The following is a 17,729-nucleotide window of genomic DNA, read 5'->3' on the forward strand; positions in this document are numbered from 1 at the left end:
ATTCCTCTCGTACTTCTTGAGTTTAGTTGGTTTGCCATGAAGTAAGTACTCCATTTTCGAAATATAAATATAAATATGGCCAATTCGTTTTTAATGAAAAATCATATTTTTCATATATCCATTGTTCATAAATTATATTTGCGGTTACAGTTTTGTTTATATCTGATGGCCTTCCAAGTATCTCTTTTACTATCCAAGAAGGCATACCTATTGCTATTTCTTTTTTTATAACATACGGTGCCCATTTACCATATCTTAAATTTATTCTTTTTTCTTCTTCTATTTTTTTCTTTTTTAATAATTTAAAATCTTCTTTTTTTTGTTCAATAAAATCTTCTGGGGAAATAGAAAATTTATTCATTACTTCCTTAAAATAATTTAAATCATACCATCCTGCTAAAACTGCTGCAGATCCCCACACAGTTTGAAATAGAATTTCTTCTGCTTTACTATAACTTTCAACTCCTGTATTGTCTAAAATGAATGAAGGATCAAGAGCAATTAAGATCATGAAGGCGGTAATACTATCACCATATATCCCACCTAAAATTTTATAATAACTATCATTATATAATGATTTTTCGATGAATGATTTTAATTCTAAATCCTCCATATCTTTTATTTTTTCTTTTACTTGTTTATTAAAATTTGCACTTTTATAAACATCTACAGTTGAAATTAGAGTACATGAATTTAATACTATTATCAATGAAAATATTAAGGATATAAATAAAATAATTTTTTTCATAAAATCACCTCTAATTATTTTATTCTTTCTTCAAGTTTATTAGCAACCTTAACAGCTATAACATCTTTTGAATCTACAACTTTAGCTCCAATTGGGAATAAAGAAAATTTTGCTAATTTTATATATACTACTCCAATTGGGATACCAATTATAGTGAAAAAGGCAATAACACTTAAAATAACATATAAAGCAGCAAATAATAAACCAAATGGGAACCATAAAATATTAGCAATGGTCCCTCCAAGTCTTCTAACTGTAGATATATTATCTTTTCCTTTTAATTCTGTTTCTCGAATAATTTCTTTGCCATAAGGGAAGGCGGTTAATTTTGCTAAATTAAAACAAGCTTTTCCTATAGGAATTCCAATAATGGTAATACTAAATATAGCTCCTAATATAATCCAAAGGAGAGCTGTTTCCCAACCAAAAATAATAAACCAAATAATATTAAATAATGATGTCATAATACCCCTCCTTAATCTAAAATTAATATATCAAGCGTTTGATTAATTAAAAAAGCGAGACCCTCGAGGTCTCGCTTTATTCCCAACTTATTTTTCCAACAACTTTGCCAAAAATATGAATATCATCCATTTCTTCACCAGAAATTATTATAGGTTCATATTCGGGATTTAAAGAAACTAATTGTATTTTATCACCATAATTATAATATTTTTTTATTACTGCTTGATCTGAATTTATAGCAATAATACCTATTTCACCATTTTCAAGAACTGGAGTTTTAACTACAAGAGCTAAATCTCCTGGTTTAAACTTAGGAAGCATTGAATCTCCTCTTACCATCAAGGCAAAATCAACGTTTCTTTTTTCTGGAATATATATGACATCAATTATATTCTCAATGGGATCTATTCCATTACCAGCAGAAATTTCACCTAATATAGGAATTTTTTTTAAGTTAAATTGCATATCCTCTATAGTAACTTTTTCAGCATCTTTTACATCTTCTAAAGTTCTTAATCCCATTAAATAATCTAAAGAAACTTCTAAAGCTTCCGCTATTTTAGCCAAATTTATAGCTCTCGGTTCCTGACCACTTTCAATCCTTGAAATGGTGGAATGGCTAACTCCAACCATTTGAGCTAATTTTTCTATAGTAATTCCTTTATTTTTTCTTATCATTTTTAATCTTTTTCCAATTTCTTCCCAATTTTCTTTAGCCATAAAACCACTCCTAATCAGCATTTACATTTTATATTATACCAAAAAATACATATATTTTATGCGTATATGCAATATTTAATATTTTTGTTACTTTTAGTTAATTGAATTTTGTGCGTATTTGCAGTAAAATAATAATGTGCGAATACGCAAGAGCATAAAAGTAAATGTGCGAGGAGGTGAATAAATGAAAAACAATTTAAAAGAATTAAGAACTAAAAAGAATCTAACTTTAAATCAACTTGCAAAAATGACAGGTTTAAATCAAGCAACTATTTGGAGAATTGAAAATGGAATTATTATCCCAAAAATTGATACAGCACAAAAAATAGCGAAAGTTTTAGAAGTAAATGTTGAAAATTTGTTTAATTTAAGTGTAGCAGAAAGAAGGTAGTGTGATGCAAGCTCTTTGGAAAGTGAATAAAAAAAGGTTGCGCAAGGCAACCCATTAAAAATTAACTATTATTAAGCAACATTCCAATTGCTTGAAGAGCTAAAGAAGATATATTGAATATCTCACTTTTATGTTCGTTAAACCATTTTTTTAAACGTTCTAATGTGTTTTTATTTGGTTTTTCAAGTTGTTTTTCTAATAACTCTATTCTTGTTTCAACATCATCTTTTAAATCTGGATCATTTATATTTGCTATTTCTTTTTTTAGTTGTTCAAATATATTTTCAAGAGTATCTGATGAATTTTGAATTATGTTAGAATTCTCTATTTTTTCAGCTTGAATGTTTTGAATGTTGTTATTATTGCCGAAATTATTTATTTTTTGTTCCATGAAATCACTCCTTTGGAGGTGTTATTATGATAATTCGTTCTTTTAAAGTGTCAGATCCGGAATCATCTTTAGAAGAATCCTTGGAAAAAGTTTTTAATAGTTTGTATGAAACAGTTTTTAAAGATTCTGTTCCCAAAAATGTGAATTTAAAATTTACAGCTATTATTGATGAAGCTACAGATAAATTTCCAATAGAAAAGACAAAAGAAATTATTAAAGTTTTTGTTGAATCACATGGATATAAAGTAGAAAAAATAGAAATTAAAAATTCTAAAACAATTATTCGTTTTGAGTAAATTCAGACTTATCAATATTTTTTGCTTGAACATTTTGAACAGTTCCACCTAAAACAATATTTGTAATAATTTGTTCTGAAATATTTTTTGATTCATTTAGTTCTGCTTTAACTCTCAAGTCTATAAGCATAAATTTCAATTCTCTATAAAATGTATTAAAAAAATCATTAAGAAAATTTTGAAGATTGTTTCTAGGATACCAGCTATGACCTAACCCTATAGGCAATGAAGGATCTTTAATAAAATTTTCGAGCAAAAATTTTGTTACTAAAAACCGTTCAGATTTATTTTTTCCTAAGTTAAAACCTCTTGATGAAAATTCTTCATCAATCCATTTTGATAAATCTAAATTTACATTTGATGTAATTAATTTAGTTATATAACTTAAAATTTTATCTTCATCTAATAACTGGAATAATGCAATTAATGAATTTACTACACCACTGTCAGAACCTGATGCAAAGACAGTTCGATAAGATAAATCTAATTTTTCTGTTGTAGCTATAATTTCAGGTAATGTAAATTCCATAAAAATTCTCCTTTTCTCTATACATATCATTAATATTTTAATACATTTTTTAAAAAAAACAAAATTAAAACGGAGGTGGTTCAATGGATTTCAAAGTAACAGATAAAGAAGCAGCGGTAATTAATGGTATTTTGTACCTATTAGAACATCCGGAAATTGTTGAGAGATACTCGAAAAGAAAGGAGGGAAAAAATGGGAAAATTAAGAAAAGTAGCAATTCCGAGAGTTCCAGTTGCTTATCTGATACAAGAAAACAGCAACAGTATTGCCAACAGTGATTTTATATTATTTGATCTTCAAAAATACAATGATTTGGAAGAAAAAGAAGATGAAGCATTTGAAATGTTAAATGATATTGCAAAAAATCATGAGAAATATAGCAAGTACCAAATTATTAATGTAGTACAAAAAGTTTTAGCAATATTAAAGTTTATAGATAGCAAACAAGATGAAATCATTATAAAGGTTCAATTCAGATCCATTCAAATTAAGACTGAGAACAGGAAGTCTAATGGATATCTTCAGATTTATGATACTAAAGGACCATACCATAAGTGGTTAATTAGAGCAGGTATAAGAAGGTACAAAGAAGAACAAGCAAGGTTAATGAAACTTCCGATAAAAAACGCCCACACCGCTGGGGCAGTGTGAGCGCGGAAGATAGGGAAAAATTCCATATTTCTGCCAATATTATTATATCATATTTTTTTAAAATTTGAAGAGGAGGGAATGAAATGAATAAATTAGCACCTTATTCAATGAGTAGATTAACAGAGTATGAAAGATGTCCAAAAAGATTTCAATTTAAATATATTGATAAGCTTCCAGAATTAATGGGAGATGAGGGATTTAAAGGTATTAAAATCCATGAAGCTATAGCAAATGCATTGAGAGGAAAGGAGTATAAAGAAATATTATCTGAAATAGCATTTGACGATATAAAAGATGCTGAAAATATGGTTGAAAGAGCTGTCAAACATAGTAAAAATCTTGGAAAAATTTTAGGTATTGAAACTAAATTTGGAATAACTAAAAAAGGTGAGATGACAGATTTCTTTTCAGATGATGTATGGTTGAGAGGTGTAGCTGATTTGATTACTACCCAAGATGGAAAAACTTTAGAAGTTTGGGATTGGAAAACTGGTCACAGTACTCCAACGAAATTTCAAGTTTTTTTATACGCTTGGGCAATAAGTATAGCTCTTAAACGACCAGTTACCCGTGTAGGATATATAATGCTTAATTCAAATGACATTTTAGTTTTTGATATAACTTCTGAAGATTTAGAAATAACTGTTAATAAATTATACAAGTTGATCAATTCAATAGAAACAGATTCTAAATTCGAACCTAAACCCGGAAAACATTGCGCTTTCTGTTCATATGTAAGTATGTGTCCATTGGTAAAGCAAATTGAAGCTAAAGACATTCCTACAATTTTATCTGACGAAGAAGCGGCAAAAATTTATAAAGAAGTTATTGTTTTAAAAGAATTAGCTAAAAATAGAGAAAAAGCTTTAAAAGAATATATTAAGTCAAAGCCGGAAGGATATATTAAAGTTGATGAAAATAAAGTTTATAAAATATCTTACTCCGAAACAATTACCAAAAAAAGAGGTGTAAAAAAAGAAGAGTTGAAAAAGTTTGTATGGGAATTTGCAGAAAAAAATAATTTGGATCCTTTAACTTATTTTGACCTTGATAACAAGAAACTAGAACCTTTGATAATAGAAGGTGTATTAAAAGACTATTTCACTATTTCAAAAAGAAAGAATTTTGTTTTAGAGGAGGTGAAATAAATGGCTACTATTGAAAAAAAGAATTTATGGGAAATAGATTCAATAGAAGAATTTAGTAAAAATACAGGATATTCAATAGATTTTAAAGCACTAGAAGAAGCTAAAAAGAAAATGAAAAAACAGACTGAATATGGTGAGGTTGAATTAAACGTTTATGAAGGCTTGGTAATTCAAAAATTATTTGAGTATTTTAGATTTGGTATTTTTGACAATATTACAAAAATAATGAAACAACAAGATGCACATACCTCTTTAAATGAAGTAAAAATGATTTTATTAGAAATGGCTCGTTATGAAATTGAATATGGGTTAAAACCTTTATTGCATACAATTCCTATTGCTAAAAAGATTTATATAACTGCTGAAGGCTTTTTATATTATGCACAAACAAAAGGTAATATAAAAACTATTGATTACGAAACTTCCGAAATTAAGCCTGGATTATTTAAAACTATATGTACTGTAATAACAAATGACGGAAAAACCCAAAAAGGATATGCAACAGTAAAAGCAACTGGAAATAAGATGGATGATCCAGAAGAACGTAGCAGAACAAAAGCTTTAAGACGTGCATTAAGAAGACTTTATCCCATTGGGGCAATGTATGAAGAGGCATATATTGAAAATGAAGAAACTTCTATACCTTCTATACCGGAAATACACAACATACCAACTGTGAAAGAGGAAACAAATAAAGATACAGATACAAATAACGATGATGTAGTTACAGCTCTTCCGGAAGAACAATCAGAAAATGAAAAAAATTCTGAACCTGCTACAACATTATTTGATCTTCAAAATAATTTAGAAAAAACTGATTTGGTAAAAAAAGTATTTGATTGATACTTTTGGGGCCTCCCCCGCCCCTTTTTTATAATAAATGTTGTTATCTGAACTAAAGAGGTGAAATACATGCAAATTGCCACAGTGTTTAGCCGGTTTTGGCGAGACCGTCTGAATTGGGAACTTAGCGATTCTGAGGTTGCTTTATTCTTTGCCATTTTGGCCGAAATTAACAGGACAAGGGGAGAGAATAACAACCTCTTGGAATCCAAGATCTCAATCGGGACTCCCAAGCTGGAATTATTAGCTGGCATGTCACGAGCTGAAGTATATAGAGCAAGAAACAGATTAAAACAATATGGGTTGATTGATTTTGTTAGTGGAAAAGGTAAGAAAAAGTATGCTACTTATTTCCTTGGCGATGAATTCAAAAAAGTGTCTCATATTGATATAGAAAGTGAGACGGTTAATAAAGTGTCTCAATATGAGACGGAAAATGTAACGGTTTCTGAGACGGTTTCTGTTACACTTCCTGAGACGGTTTCTGAGACACGTTATAAGAATATAGAATATAGAGAAGAGAATAAAGAAAATAAAAGAGAATATATAGTCCCTCAACAAGTTGAAGGACCACCGCAGACTCCTTATCAGAAAATTATTGAACTCTATCACACTTATTGTCCCTCACTACCAAAAGTTAGAGTTTTGAATGAAACAAGAAAGAAATATATTAGAGCACGTTGGAAAGAACATCCTGATTTAAAATTTTGGGAAAACTATTTTAAGAGTGTTGAGGAAAGTGATTTTTTAACAGGACGTGCTAATTATGGGAATAGGAATCCATTTATTGCTGATCTTGAATGGTTAATGCGACCGAATAATTTCGCCAAGGTAATTGAAGGAAAATATAAAAATAGGGGGTATGTAGGAACTATAGACGAAGAAATTAAAAGTCTGTTAGGGAGATGAGTGTATGGCTGTAACTTATGCAAGTTTTATTGATGAAATTATTGCAAAGGTAAATAGACTTGAAGAATATTTACAGCAATTGCCGAGATTAGAAGCTGAAAAATATTTACAACAAGAAATTGAAGATAAACGAATTTTTGGATATGTGAATAACCTTGTAAATGGTTCTTTGAAAAAATTAACATATCTTGACATGCTTGAATTAAAGGAATATTTACTTAAAGAAAAGAAATGCAAAAGCTGTCATTTAATCAGTTTAAACTGTAAGGATTATGCAAAAATTTATCTTGAGACTTATGAAGGAAGGTTAATAACTCGTAAGGTTATTTGCAATAAATATATGCACAGATACTATACTGCAGAACTCCAATATATTTTGAAACGCAGTAAGGATGAAGCAAAGTTAATAAGAAGCTTAACTAAGAAATTTAAATTAAACGTAGATACTTCCACAACTGAAAAGTTTTTAGAAAGCTTTTTACACGGTGTGGATTTGTATGAAAAAGAGGAAGTTCTGGATTATTTAAAGGGGTGAAATAATGGCATATTCCTACAATAAGGCAATATTGATAGGACGGTTAAGTAAGGATCCGGAAATTAAAATTTCTGCAAATGGGAAAGGTTATACAGTTGCTACTATTGCGGTAGATAATGGGAAAAAGAATGAAAATGGTGATCATGAAGCAGATTTTTTTAGATTAAAGATTTTTGGCCAAAGGGCTAATGTTTTTGAAAAATATCTTAAAAAAGGAGATCTGGTGCTCATAGAAGGAAAATTAAGTTCAAATTCATGGCAAGATGAAAAGAATGAATGGCATAACTTAACAGAAATTATTGTTTCTAACTTTGTATTTTTGCCTAATAAGAAAAGTGAAAACATTATAAACGATGAAAATGCAGAGATTAATGACATTGATATAGGAAATGATGACTTTCCGAACTTTTTCCCGATCGATGACTCTGATACCACAAATGATATTCCGCCTAAGTTTTAGGAGGTGAAATAATGAACAGAGGAGTAAAAAGTGATTTTTGGACTCGAAGAATGTCAAATACTTTTGAACATACGGGACCTTACTTTTATGGAGTTAAACCTTCTTCTTTGCATAAACAATATGAACAAATTTTAGGTAATTTGGCAGAAAGATTTGACAAAATTGAATTAAGAAAGATAGATGATGAGTATATTTTAAGAGTATATTCTAAACAAAAGGTTTATAGACGATTTGCTTCTAAACATTTTGATTCATTGTTATTTGAGGCTTCTTCAATTTATAAGGAAAGGGTGAGATAGGATGACGATTATAGTGTTTGTTGTAGGTGTATTTGTTGGATTTTCAATCTCCGCAATTTTAGCTTCAGCACATGAATCCGATGCTTATTCTGAAGCAATGCGGTTAAAAATAAAAATTGTTGATTTAGAAGCTGAAAATGAATCTTTAAGAAGAAGAATTAATGATTTGGCCAAAGAAAGAGCAAAGTTATTTACGGAAAATATGAAATTAAGAAGAGGAAAAGTAAAAACTATCGGGGAGATAGAGAAATGACTTTGCTAATTGAATTAGAAGGGATTCCTCCTTCTGTCAATCATGCATACAAGAAACGTGGAAAAGGTTATGGAATGTTTATGTCTAAAACAGCAAAAGAGTTTAAAGAATATGCAAGTTATGTAGCTTATCAAGCAATGAAAAAACAAAAATGGACAAAAATTCCAAGGGATGAAAATTTTTATCGGATGGAAATTCATTTTCATTTTAAAAATCGTAAGCATCCAGATCCAAACAATTTATTAAAGGTTCTTATAGATTCATTTGAAGGGATAGTTTTTGAGAATGATAAAAATATTGATGTTTCAACTTTTTCATTTGTTGATGGTGAAGAAAGAACAGTCGTTATATTTCAGAAATGAGGGGAGGAAGAAAAATGAAAAAAGCTTATAATTTCTTTAATTCAAAACATATTAAGAGAATTTATGTTGAAAGTTTAGAAGAAGCTTATTATTTAATTTCAGCATTAAAAACATCTTGCCCAGTTTTAACTGATGAGAGTGGAAATGTTGTACAACTTTCTAATGTTGAAGATGCAATGGTATATATTGAATTTAAAGCTAAGACTAAAATATTGAAAAAAGCAGAAAAGAAAACTAATAGAGCAGTAATATAAAAAAATTGGGGCAATTAAGCCCCTAATGCCCAAATACTACCCTCTAAATTATATCATAGGAGGGTAACAGAATGCAAGATGTATTAAAAAATTCCTCGCTTACTTTTAATGATATCAAATTTCTACTTATGGGATACAAAAGAGCAATAACTCTTTTTTATGAAAGAAAAATACATTTGTATTTAGATAGTTATTTTGAAATATGTGTTGAAGTTGGATTTCCAGGAGTAGCGTTATCCCCTACAAAAACTTATGCAACTTCTTTTCCAGTAAGAGATTTTTTTAAACAAATTGAACTTGGCGCTTTAGAGAAGTATAAAAAGGAAAAATATATAATAGACAAAGTAAATGAGTTTTGGGAAGTATTAACCGCAATGGAAAGAAGTGTGATCTTTTATAGATATATTGATTTAGAAAAAATAAATGGTATTTGGAAAGGTGAAAGTAGATACCAATTGGCCAAAAGATTAAATGTTGCAGAAACTCAAATAAGAAAGTATGAAACATCAGCTTTTAAGAAAATATTGCACTATATGTAGTATATCATTGACAAGGTTCGCAAAATATGGTATAATTAAGTAGAATGGAATACTATACTTAGAAGGAGCCTGTTAAGGCTCCTTTTTTTATTATTCCGACAAACATCGACAGATTTCGACAGGTTCGACAACATTTGTGACTATGTGACAACTGTAGAATTTTTGTAGAATGTTGTGACAAATCAGGATATGGTGTTAATGGTAGCATTCCACACTTGGGATGTGGAGGTGCAGGTTCGAGTCCTGCTATCCTGACCAGCTCTTCCCTCCTTGAAATAAATATACCGGCACTCCGGCATTAATCCGGCAGCTTCCGGCACTTTTCCGGCATTTTATATGCCGGATTTTTTATTACTAATTACAATTATACTAATTTAAATTAGTATGCCAACCAGTATAATACCGATTGGCATAATTCCAGAATAGAGAGGAGGTCGCTTCAAGTGCAGGGGTTTGACGGGCGCCCCTGCTTTTACACTTCAAAAAGGAGATGAGAGAGGTGAGGTAAGATGACTAAATATACAGACAAAGATAAAATGAAAGCATTAGTAATGTTAGAGAATAATATAAATCATCAAACTGGAAATCCTAACTGGACTAAAGTATCGAAAAAGTTAAAAATATCAAGAAAAACACTTCAAAAGTGGTGGAAAGAAAAAAACAAAGAAGATATTACCCACATACGCACACTTAAAAAAGAAGAATTTATAAACAAAGCTTGGGATCAAATCTTTTATGGTTTAGATTTATTAAAGGAGAAAGCTGAAAGGACTAGTTATAAAGATTTAATAGTAGGTATGGCCACATTGATTGATAAGATTCAATTATTGCAAGGGCAACCTACAGAAATAACAAAAAATGAAAACAATAATACAGAATTAATAGAAATAGATCCGGAAATGTTATCGCCAGAGGCGGTGAATAAAATTGCGCAAAAAATATTACATCAGGAAAGAAAAGATTTTAAGTAAGTATTTTAAAAATAACTTTTATGAGTTTCTCAGATACGATGGCTCTGGATATTGGAAAGATGGGAAACATTTAAAATTTTTGGCTAGAAAATTAGAAGAAGTTGCTGAAGGAAAGATAAAAAAATTAATGGTGTTTATGCCACCAAGACATGGGAAATCTGAATTAATATCAAAGAAATTCCCTGCATGGTTTTTAGGCAAATATCCAGATAAAGAAATAATCATTACTGCATATAGTGCGGAACTTGCATATGATTTTTCAAGAATTGCAAGAGAAACGTTGAGAAGACATGAAAAATTATTCGGTGTAAGTTTAGATAAAAGAACACAAGCAGTACAACACTGGGGAATTGAAAATACTCGTGGTGGATTAATGGCAGCTGGTGTTGGGGGTCCTATAACAGGTAGAGGTTTTCATGTTGGAATCATAGATGATCCAATAAAAAACAGAGAAGAGGCTAATTCAGAAACGATAAGAAATAAAATATGGGAGTGGTATAGATCGACATTTAGAACTCGTGCTTATCCTGATGCTTCCATTATTTTAGTTTTAACAAGATGGCATGAAGATGATTTAGTTGGTAGGTTACTTAAAGAACAAAAAGATGAATGGGAAATTATAGAATTACCAGCTGTAGCTGAAAAAAATGATGCAATAGGAAGAAAAGAAGGAGAACCGCTTTGGCCAGAAAGATATTCTTTAAAAGAATTGATGAAAATAAAAAAAGATATTGGAACATTTGAATGGTTAGCGTTATATCAACAAAAACCAACTGCTCTTGAAGGAAATATTTTTAAGAGAAACTGGTTTAAATATACGGATAATTATCCTAAGAATATTCGAATATATCAAACTATAGACTTAGCTGTATCTAAAAAAGATACAGCTGATTTTTTTGTTATTTTGACTTTTGGATTAGATTCTGAAAAAAATATTTATATCATAGATCTTTATGCTGATCATATTGAATTCCCAAAACAGATAGAAATGATCCAATACTATTATGACAAATGGAAGCCAATTCAGATAGGGATTGAAACTGTACAATATCAGGCAGCATTATTTCAGTATCTCAAATCCACAACATATATTCCTGTAAAAGATTTTAAACCTGTCTCGGATAAAGTTACAAGAGCTCTAAAAATCACACCACATTTTGAAAATGGGAAAATATATATTTTAAGACATTTAAACCAACTACCTTTATTAGAAGAACAATTAATAAGTTTTCCCAATGGAAAACATGATGACATAGTAGATGCTGTTTCTTACATTATGGAATTTTTAGATAATCAATCCCCAAGTATAAGAACATTGTGAGGTGAAACAATGATTTTTGACAAATTTTTTAAAAAGAAAAAGAAAACTGAAAAAAAATTACAACCTAAAACACCTTCGTTTATTTCTGATTTTAATATTCCTAATATTCCACCAGAAAGAAAAGGTGAAGATTATTTACACGCTATGGAACAGGTATCCTGGATTTATTCTGCTATAAGAGTTATTTCTCAGACAATTGCAGCTGCTAATTGGAGATTATATGAGGTTAAAAACAAAGAAAGAAATGAAATAGAGGATCATGAAGCCTTAAAATTTTTTAATAATCCTAATCCATATACTACAAGAACAGAATTATTTCTTTTAACTTCGCAACATTTAGAACTTATTGGTGAGGCGTGTTGGTTATTAATAAAAGATTTTAGAAATAAAATAATAGGAATTTCTATTTTAAACCCAACTAAAATGACTTTGAGGATGGATGCAGGAATTCCTGAATATTGGGAATATGGAAGTAAGAAAATTAGATTGGAACTGGAAGATGTTGTGTTTTTTAAATATCCTAATCCGGCTAATCCATATAGAGGATTATCTCCTTTGAAAGCTGCGGCTATTGCTGGAGATACTGATCTTTATTCAGCGGAATGGAATAGGAATTTTTTCTATAATGCTGCAGCACCTTCAGGAGTTATTAAATCAGAACATAGGTTATCAGATGAACAATTTCAAAGATTGAAACTACAAATTGATCAAATGTATAAAGGATTAAAGAATGCACATAAAGTTGTTTTACTTGAAGAAGGTATTGATTTTAAACCTATTCAGATATCTCATAAAGATATGGAATTTTTAGAATTAAGGCGTTTTACCAGAACAGAAATTGCTGCCGTGTTCGGTGTTCCGTTATCGAAATTAGGGATTTCAGAGGAAGTTAATAAAGCTACAGCATATGTAAATGATTATACTTTTGCTAAAAATACAATTACACCTAAGCTAACTCTTATAAAAGAAGCATTGAATAAATATTATTTACCTCATTTTGGAGATAATTTAACATTTGGTTTTGACAGTGTAATTCCAAAAGACGAAGAATTTTTAGTATATAAACATACTCAATACACTAGGGGAAATATTATGACAATAAACGAAGTTAGAAATGAACTTGGATTAAAACCTGTTAAATGGGGAGATGAACCAACAACCCCTGTGATTTTTTCAGCTGAGAAGAAAAATTTGAATTTTGATAGAGATAAATACTGGGAAAAATTTGTTCAGAAACAAGAGAGAAGTGAGAATTTTTTTAAAGGATGGATTATTAATAGGTTCTCAAAACAAGAAAAAAAGATAATAGAGCTATTAAAAAACAAGAAAAGTTTTAAAGATATGAATGAAATATTAGCTGAAAGATATGCAGATGAAATTTTAAGTTTTTTATATGATGATGAACAATGGATATGGATGGATTTTTATGAAAAGAAGATGGAAGACGTTGTTGTATCTGCATCAGAAAATTATATGGAACAATTTAATCTTTTTATAAGCTTGAGCGATCATATGGATATTGTGGAAGAACTTCTTGAAAAAAGAAGTCAAAAATTCGCTCAAAAAGTAAATGAAACTACTTATAAACAGTTAAAACAAACATTAGTTGAAGGATTTTTAAAGGGAGAAGGTGAGAAAAAGTTAGCTAAAAGAGTTGAAGATGTAATGAGTTTGGCCAAACGTCAGAGGGCAGCAACTATTGCCAGAACCGAAATATATGGAGCAGTAAATAACTCACATCATTTGACTTTGCTGGAAAACGGAATAGAAAAAAAAGAGTGGTTAACGGCTAGGGATGAAAGGGTTCGAACGGAACATGAAAATGCAGATGGGCAAATAGTTAACGTTAATGAACCGTTTATAGTTGGCGGAGAGCATTTAATGTATCCTTTGGACCCTGCAGGAAGTCCAGGAAACATTATTAATTGTCGTTGTACAGTTATACCAGTATTGTAGGAGGTGATTACATTGTGAAAATAGAGAAAGATCTACCTATCCAAATAAAAGAGGTAAACGAGATTGAACGTTCATTTTGGGCTGTAGCAAGTACAGAAACAGTTGATAGATATGGAGATATAGTAGAACAAAACGGATGGGAATTCGATAATTTTTTAAAAAATCCTGTTATTCCATGGGGGCATAATTATTCACAACCTGCTATAGCCAAAGTTGCTGAATTGAAAGTTGTTGATGGAAAGCTTTATTTTAAAGCACAATTTCCTAAAAAAGGTACGTATGAACTAGCTGATATAGTTTTCGAACTTTATAAAGAAGGTATTTTGAATGCCTTTTCTGTTGGTTTTATTCCAAAGGAATATCAACCTAATGAGTTTGGTGGATATACCTACAAGAAAAGCGAACTTTTAGAAATAAGTGCGGTCACTGTTCCGGCAAATCAAGAAGCTTTAATACTCACATATAAAAGTCTTATGAATAAAGATAATAAAAACAAAGAAGGTGAGAAAAAAATGGATTCAAACGAGGAAAAGAAAGAAGATAAACTTCTTGAATTAGAAGAAAGAATTAAAAATTTAGAAGATTACATTGAAAAGCAAAAAGAGGAAGATGAAAGAAAAAAACTTTTGAAAGATTTAATAAAAATATGGAAAGAGGAGGTTTAAAAGATGGATAGAGAAGAATTAAAAACTATGTTGGGTGAGTTTAAAAATGAAGTTATAAGTTCAGTTAAAGAATACACAAAAGAAGAAATAGAAAAATTGCTTATTAAATCAAAAATGAAAAATATTGAAGATAATATGAGCGAAGGAGAAAAGAAAGATATAGGGAAATTTTTCAAAGCTATAATTACTAATGACCCTATTGCCGCTAAAGCATTGTCAGAAGGAACAGATACTGCAGGAGGTTATTTAGTTCCAGAAGAATTTAAAAATACCGTTTTAGATATTGCTGGCGACTTCGGATATGTAAGGAAATATGCTACAACTTTACCAATGAAAAGAGATACGCTAAGTCTTCCAAAACTTACATCAAAACCAAGTGTTACATGGGTTGGAGAAGGTGCATCTATTTCTACTGGAGAACCAACATTTGGTAAATTTACACTAACTGCTAAAAAAGCTGGGTTAATAGTACCTGTAACTTCTGAATTGTTGGAAGATAGTGCTGTAGAAATAACAAATATTTTATCTAAGATTTTTGGTGAGGCAATAGCTGAAGCGGAAGATGTTCAAGGTTTTGTAGGTGATGGAACGGTATTCACAGGAATTTTAAATGAAACAGGAACAAATGTGGTAACAATGCCTTCAACAAAAACCTCATTTAATGATATTACAACAGATGATTTATTGAATTTGATAGGAGCTGTACCTTCAAAAATTGAGAAGAATAGTGTATTTATAATGCATAGAACAATATTAACAAAGATAAAAACTCTAAAAGATGGAAACGGAAATTACATTTTTGATCCAACATCAAAAACAATCTGGGGATATCCAGTAATTACTGTCGATGCAATGCCAGCACTGGCAGATACAGCTGTAGATAAAGCATTTGTAATTTTTGGAGATATAAATTATCTTTATCTTGGAGATAAAAGACAGATTTCAGTTAAATTGGCTGATCAGGCTTCCATTGGAACAACAAACTTATTTGAACAGGATATGTTAGCTTTAAAAGTAACTGAAAGAGTAGCTTTAGGAGTAGCAATGCCAAATGCATTTGCAATATTAAAGACTGCAGCATCTTAATAATTAATAATTGGGGGCATAATGCCCCTTTATTATTTTTGAAAGGAGGAAATAAAAATGGCAAAAACTAAAATTGTTAAGGTGAAAGTATTAAATGCTTTTTTTCATGGGAAGAGATTTGAAAAAGGTGATATTGCAAATTTACCAGAAAATGTAGTTAAAGCATTAGGTAAAAGATATGTTGAAGTAATAGAAGGTGAAAACAATGCTGATAAGTCTAACGGAACTGAAGACGTATCTAAGAATTGAAGACACAAATGAGGATACAAGATTAAATCAAATTTTAAATGCTGTAGATGTTAAAGTAAAAAAATACTGTAAAAGAAAATTCGAATATGGTGAATTTACCGAAACGGTATATTTTTCAGATGGAGTTGGTTTAGTAAAAGAAACACCCCTTGAAAATGTTATTGAAGCTAAAGATTTATATGATACAAATTATGATATATTCAGAATTGAATCTAAAGGGACTATTTATTTGGACACTAAATTTACGGGATATCTTGATGTTAAATATACTGGTGGTTATTCTTCTATACCAGATGATCTTAAATTTGCAGTTATGAGGTATTGTGAGTATTTATATAACAAACCGGAAGGAATTAAAAGTCAAAGTTTTGAAGGAATGAATATTAATTTTGATATTCCAAATGATGTATTTGAAATTTTAGATATGTATAAAGTTATTAGGATGTGATTTTATGTTTGATAATAAGATAGTTAATATGTATTTTTTTGATAGATTACCCAAATATCCTATAACAATTAGATCTCAAATATCAGTTTCACAAGATCCTATTACAAGAAAAATTATTCGAAATTATTCAGAACAAAATGTATATGCTTACATAGGAAGTTTTTCAAAAAATGAGATTGAACATTCTAATAACAAATTAACTATTGAGAGTAAAAAGGTGATATTAAAAGATATTGATATAAACACCGAAGACATTGTAGTAATTGATGGAGAAGAATATCAAATTTTATATTTAAATACCAAGCAAAATCTTAAAATATTGGGAGTAGAGAAAAAATGAGTAAAGAAGTTGAAATTCAGCATAATTTAGATAAGTTGAATAAAGCATTGAAAAGATTAGAAGCAATTTCGCCTGATGTTGCAAAAAAAATAATTAAAAAAATTGCATTTGGTATATTTAGAGATCTGGTAAAAAAGACACCAATAGATACTGGAACGGCAAGAAGAAAATGGGATATTAATCCAGTGGATAATGGATACGGTTATAGAATAAGTAATGATACAGAATATTTAATTTACTTAGAATACGGAATAAAAGGACATCCGTTGAGCGAAAATCCTGAAAAAAGAAGAAATTCTTTGAAGTACCTTTTCGCAAGTGGAATATTACAAAAAGAAGATAATATGGTTTTATATTTTTACACACCTAAAAAAACGAAAACTGAAGGATTCATAAGAGATACATTACAAGAATGGAGTCAAAAAGCTAAATCTATAATTAGAGAAGAGTTAATAAATTCCTTTAAAAAAGAATTTAGGTGATCTAAATGAAAGGTGATTATTATTTAAACATCATTTATTCTTTGAGAGATTATTTTTATAACATAGACCCTACATTAAAAATGTATATAGATGAACAACAAGTTAGTTTTCAAGATGAGTTTGTAGAAATAAGGACTTCGTCTAAAACTTTAGATGATCCTAATTTTGCAATTATTAGTGATTATGCAACAATAAATATTTATTCAAAAAATAATGTGGATGAAATAGTAGCTAAGTTTCTTGATAGGTTAAGAAATGCATATATACCAATAAAAGATTTTGTAAATCAAACTGGTGAAATAATCGATAATTTAAGAGTTACTAATGTTGAAATTGTTGATATAGGTGTATTAAAGAGTAATCATTATGTGAAGTCATTGAGTGTATTTTATAAATTATACATAAAGGAGGTATAAAA

Annotated in this window: 28 protein-coding genes and 1 tRNA gene; 24 read left to right on the forward strand and 5 right to left on the reverse strand. The window is 29.6% G+C overall.

Features of this window, described 5'->3' with window-relative positions:
• Window positions 1-22: 22 nt before the first annotated feature.
• From LN42_RS00445 to LN42_RS00455, 3 genes are all read right to left on the reverse strand, one after another.
• A complete protein-coding gene (locus tag LN42_RS00445) occupies window positions 23-748 on the reverse strand; it encodes a hypothetical protein (RefSeq protein WP_075780053.1) in 726 nt (241 codons plus the stop codon).
• A gap of 14 nt (window positions 749-762) precedes the next feature.
• Complete coding sequence (locus LN42_RS00450; protein ID WP_075780054.1) at window positions 763-1,212, reverse strand: YccF domain-containing protein; 450 nt, start codon at window positions 1,210-1,212, stop codon at window positions 763-765.
• Between the two features lie 76 nt (window positions 1,213-1,288).
• Entirely contained in the window at window positions 1,289-1,933 is a 645-nt protein-coding gene (locus LN42_RS00455; RefSeq protein ID WP_075780055.1) for a LexA family transcriptional regulator, read from the reverse strand.
• 184 nt (window positions 1,934-2,117) lie between these two features.
• Between LN42_RS00455 and LN42_RS00460 the strand changes: the two genes are divergently transcribed.
• The gene (locus tag LN42_RS00460) at window positions 2,118-2,324 is read left to right on the forward strand and encodes a helix-turn-helix transcriptional regulator (protein WP_075780056.1); all 207 of its coding nucleotides are present in this window, start codon (window positions 2,118-2,120) and stop codon (window positions 2,322-2,324) included.
• A 61-nt stretch (window positions 2,325-2,385) separates the two neighbouring features.
• Here the strand turns inward: LN42_RS00460 and LN42_RS00465 are convergent, their stop codons facing one another.
• The gene (locus LN42_RS00465; RefSeq protein WP_075780057.1) at window positions 2,386-2,715 is read right to left on the reverse strand and encodes a hypothetical protein; all 330 of its coding nucleotides are present in this window, start codon (window positions 2,713-2,715) and stop codon (window positions 2,386-2,388) included.
• A gap of 26 nt (window positions 2,716-2,741) precedes the next feature.
• Here LN42_RS00465 and LN42_RS00470 point away from each other — a divergent pair, with 26 nt between their 5' ends.
• Window positions 2,742-3,011, forward strand: coding sequence for a hypothetical protein (locus LN42_RS00470; RefSeq protein ID WP_075780058.1), 270 nt, complete (start codon window positions 2,742-2,744; stop codon window positions 3,009-3,011).
• Here LN42_RS00470 and LN42_RS00475 read toward each other — a convergent pair.
• Window positions 2,995-3,540: a hypothetical protein gene (locus LN42_RS00475; RefSeq protein WP_075780059.1), complete on the reverse strand. Its 546-nt coding sequence runs from the start codon at window positions 3,538-3,540 to the stop codon at window positions 2,995-2,997. The two genes, LN42_RS00470 and LN42_RS00475, sit on opposite strands and share 17 nt — an antisense overlap.
• Before the next feature lie 192 nt (window positions 3,541-3,732).
• Between LN42_RS00475 and LN42_RS00480 the strand changes: the two genes are divergently transcribed.
• The 22 genes from LN42_RS00480 (at window position 3,733) to LN42_RS00585 (ending at window position 17,727) form a co-directional block, all read left to right on the forward strand.
• A complete protein-coding gene (locus LN42_RS00480; RefSeq protein WP_075780060.1) occupies window positions 3,733-4,191 on the forward strand; it encodes a hypothetical protein in 459 nt (152 codons plus the stop codon).
• Window positions 4,192-4,274: 83 nt separating this feature from the next.
• Window positions 4,275-5,339, forward strand: coding sequence for a PD-(D/E)XK nuclease family protein (locus LN42_RS00485; RefSeq protein WP_075780061.1), 1,065 nt, complete (start codon window positions 4,275-4,277; stop codon window positions 5,337-5,339).
• Entirely contained in the window at window positions 5,340-6,182 is an 843-nt protein-coding gene (locus LN42_RS00490; protein ID WP_075780062.1) for a hypothetical protein, read from the forward strand. It begins immediately after the preceding gene.
• Window positions 6,183-6,251: 69 nt separating this feature from the next.
• Window positions 6,252-7,091: a hypothetical protein gene (locus LN42_RS00495; RefSeq protein ID WP_075780063.1), complete on the forward strand. Its 840-nt coding sequence runs from the start codon at window positions 6,252-6,254 to the stop codon at window positions 7,089-7,091.
• A gap of 4 nt (window positions 7,092-7,095) precedes the next feature.
• The gene (locus tag LN42_RS00500; RefSeq protein ID WP_075780064.1) at window positions 7,096-7,626 is read left to right on the forward strand and encodes a hypothetical protein; all 531 of its coding nucleotides are present in this window, start codon (window positions 7,096-7,098) and stop codon (window positions 7,624-7,626) included.
• A gap of 4 nt (window positions 7,627-7,630) precedes the next feature.
• The gene (locus LN42_RS00505; RefSeq protein WP_075780065.1) at window positions 7,631-8,086 is read left to right on the forward strand and encodes a single-stranded DNA-binding protein; all 456 of its coding nucleotides are present in this window, start codon (window positions 7,631-7,633) and stop codon (window positions 8,084-8,086) included.
• Between the two features lie 11 nt (window positions 8,087-8,097).
• Window positions 8,098-8,385, forward strand: a complete 288-nt coding sequence (locus LN42_RS00510; protein WP_075780066.1) for a hypothetical protein — start codon at window positions 8,098-8,100, stop codon at window positions 8,383-8,385.
• Between the two features lies 1 nt (window position 8,386).
• Window positions 8,387-8,638: a hypothetical protein gene (locus tag LN42_RS00515; protein WP_075780067.1), complete on the forward strand. Its 252-nt coding sequence runs from the start codon at window positions 8,387-8,389 to the stop codon at window positions 8,636-8,638.
• Window positions 8,635-9,000 carry a RusA family crossover junction endodeoxyribonuclease gene (locus LN42_RS00520; RefSeq protein ID WP_075780068.1) on the forward strand — a complete coding sequence of 122 codons (366 nt, stop codon included), beginning with the start codon at window positions 8,635-8,637 and terminating at the stop codon, window positions 8,998-9,000. Before LN42_RS00515 ends, LN42_RS00520 begins: the two co-directional genes overlap by 4 nt.
• A gap of 14 nt (window positions 9,001-9,014) precedes the next feature.
• On the forward strand, window positions 9,015-9,254 hold the full coding sequence (locus LN42_RS00525) for a hypothetical protein (RefSeq protein WP_075780069.1): 240 nt from the start codon (window positions 9,015-9,017) through the stop codon (window positions 9,252-9,254).
• 71 nt (window positions 9,255-9,325) lie between these two features.
• Window positions 9,326-9,793: a hypothetical protein gene (locus LN42_RS00530; protein WP_075780070.1), complete on the forward strand. Its 468-nt coding sequence runs from the start codon at window positions 9,326-9,328 to the stop codon at window positions 9,791-9,793.
• A 183-nt stretch (window positions 9,794-9,976) separates the two neighbouring features.
• Window positions 9,977-10,051: transfer RNA gene (locus tag LN42_RS00535), tRNA-Pro, on the forward strand.
• Window positions 10,052-10,302: 251 nt separating this feature from the next.
• Window positions 10,303-10,764, forward strand: a complete 462-nt coding sequence (locus LN42_RS00540) for a hypothetical protein (RefSeq protein WP_075780071.1) — start codon at window positions 10,303-10,305, stop codon at window positions 10,762-10,764.
• Window positions 10,721-12,085 carry a phage terminase large subunit gene (terL, locus tag LN42_RS00545; RefSeq protein ID WP_075780072.1) on the forward strand — a complete coding sequence of 455 codons (1,365 nt, stop codon included), beginning with the start codon at window positions 10,721-10,723 and terminating at the stop codon, window positions 12,083-12,085. The genes LN42_RS00540 and terL overlap by 44 nt, the downstream gene beginning before the upstream one ends.
• A gap of 9 nt (window positions 12,086-12,094) precedes the next feature.
• Window positions 12,095-14,041: a phage portal protein gene (locus LN42_RS00550; RefSeq protein ID WP_075780073.1), complete on the forward strand. Its 1,947-nt coding sequence runs from the start codon at window positions 12,095-12,097 to the stop codon at window positions 14,039-14,041.
• Between the two features lie 14 nt (window positions 14,042-14,055).
• Entirely contained in the window at window positions 14,056-14,706 is a 651-nt protein-coding gene (locus tag LN42_RS00555; protein WP_075780074.1) for an HK97 family phage prohead protease, read from the forward strand.
• 3 nt (window positions 14,707-14,709) lie between these two features.
• Window positions 14,710-15,792, forward strand: coding sequence for a phage major capsid protein (locus tag LN42_RS00560; protein ID WP_075780075.1), 1,083 nt, complete (start codon window positions 14,710-14,712; stop codon window positions 15,790-15,792).
• A 57-nt stretch (window positions 15,793-15,849) separates the two neighbouring features.
• Complete coding sequence (locus LN42_RS00565; RefSeq protein WP_075780076.1) at window positions 15,850-16,041, forward strand: hypothetical protein; 192 nt, start codon at window positions 15,850-15,852, stop codon at window positions 16,039-16,041.
• Window positions 15,998-16,489 (forward strand): head-tail connector protein, encoded by a 492-nt coding sequence (locus LN42_RS00570; protein ID WP_075780077.1) that lies wholly within the window; start codon window positions 15,998-16,000, stop codon window positions 16,487-16,489. The genes LN42_RS00565 and LN42_RS00570 overlap by 44 nt, the downstream gene beginning before the upstream one ends.
• A 4-nt stretch (window positions 16,490-16,493) precedes the next feature.
• Window positions 16,494-16,829: a hypothetical protein gene (locus tag LN42_RS00575; protein WP_075780078.1), complete on the forward strand. Its 336-nt coding sequence runs from the start codon at window positions 16,494-16,496 to the stop codon at window positions 16,827-16,829.
• Complete coding sequence (locus tag LN42_RS00580) at window positions 16,826-17,311, forward strand: HK97 gp10 family phage protein (protein ID WP_075780079.1); 486 nt, start codon at window positions 16,826-16,828, stop codon at window positions 17,309-17,311. Before LN42_RS00575 ends, LN42_RS00580 begins: the two co-directional genes overlap by 4 nt.
• A gap of 5 nt (window positions 17,312-17,316) precedes the next feature.
• Entirely contained in the window at window positions 17,317-17,727 is a 411-nt protein-coding gene (locus tag LN42_RS00585) for a hypothetical protein (RefSeq protein WP_075780080.1), read from the forward strand.
• Window positions 17,728-17,729 lie beyond the last annotated feature (2 nt).

Source organism: Marinitoga sp. 1137, assembly GCF_001941525.1.
Taxonomy (GTDB): Bacteria; Thermotogota; Thermotogae; order Petrotogales; family Petrotogaceae; genus Marinitoga; species Marinitoga piezophila.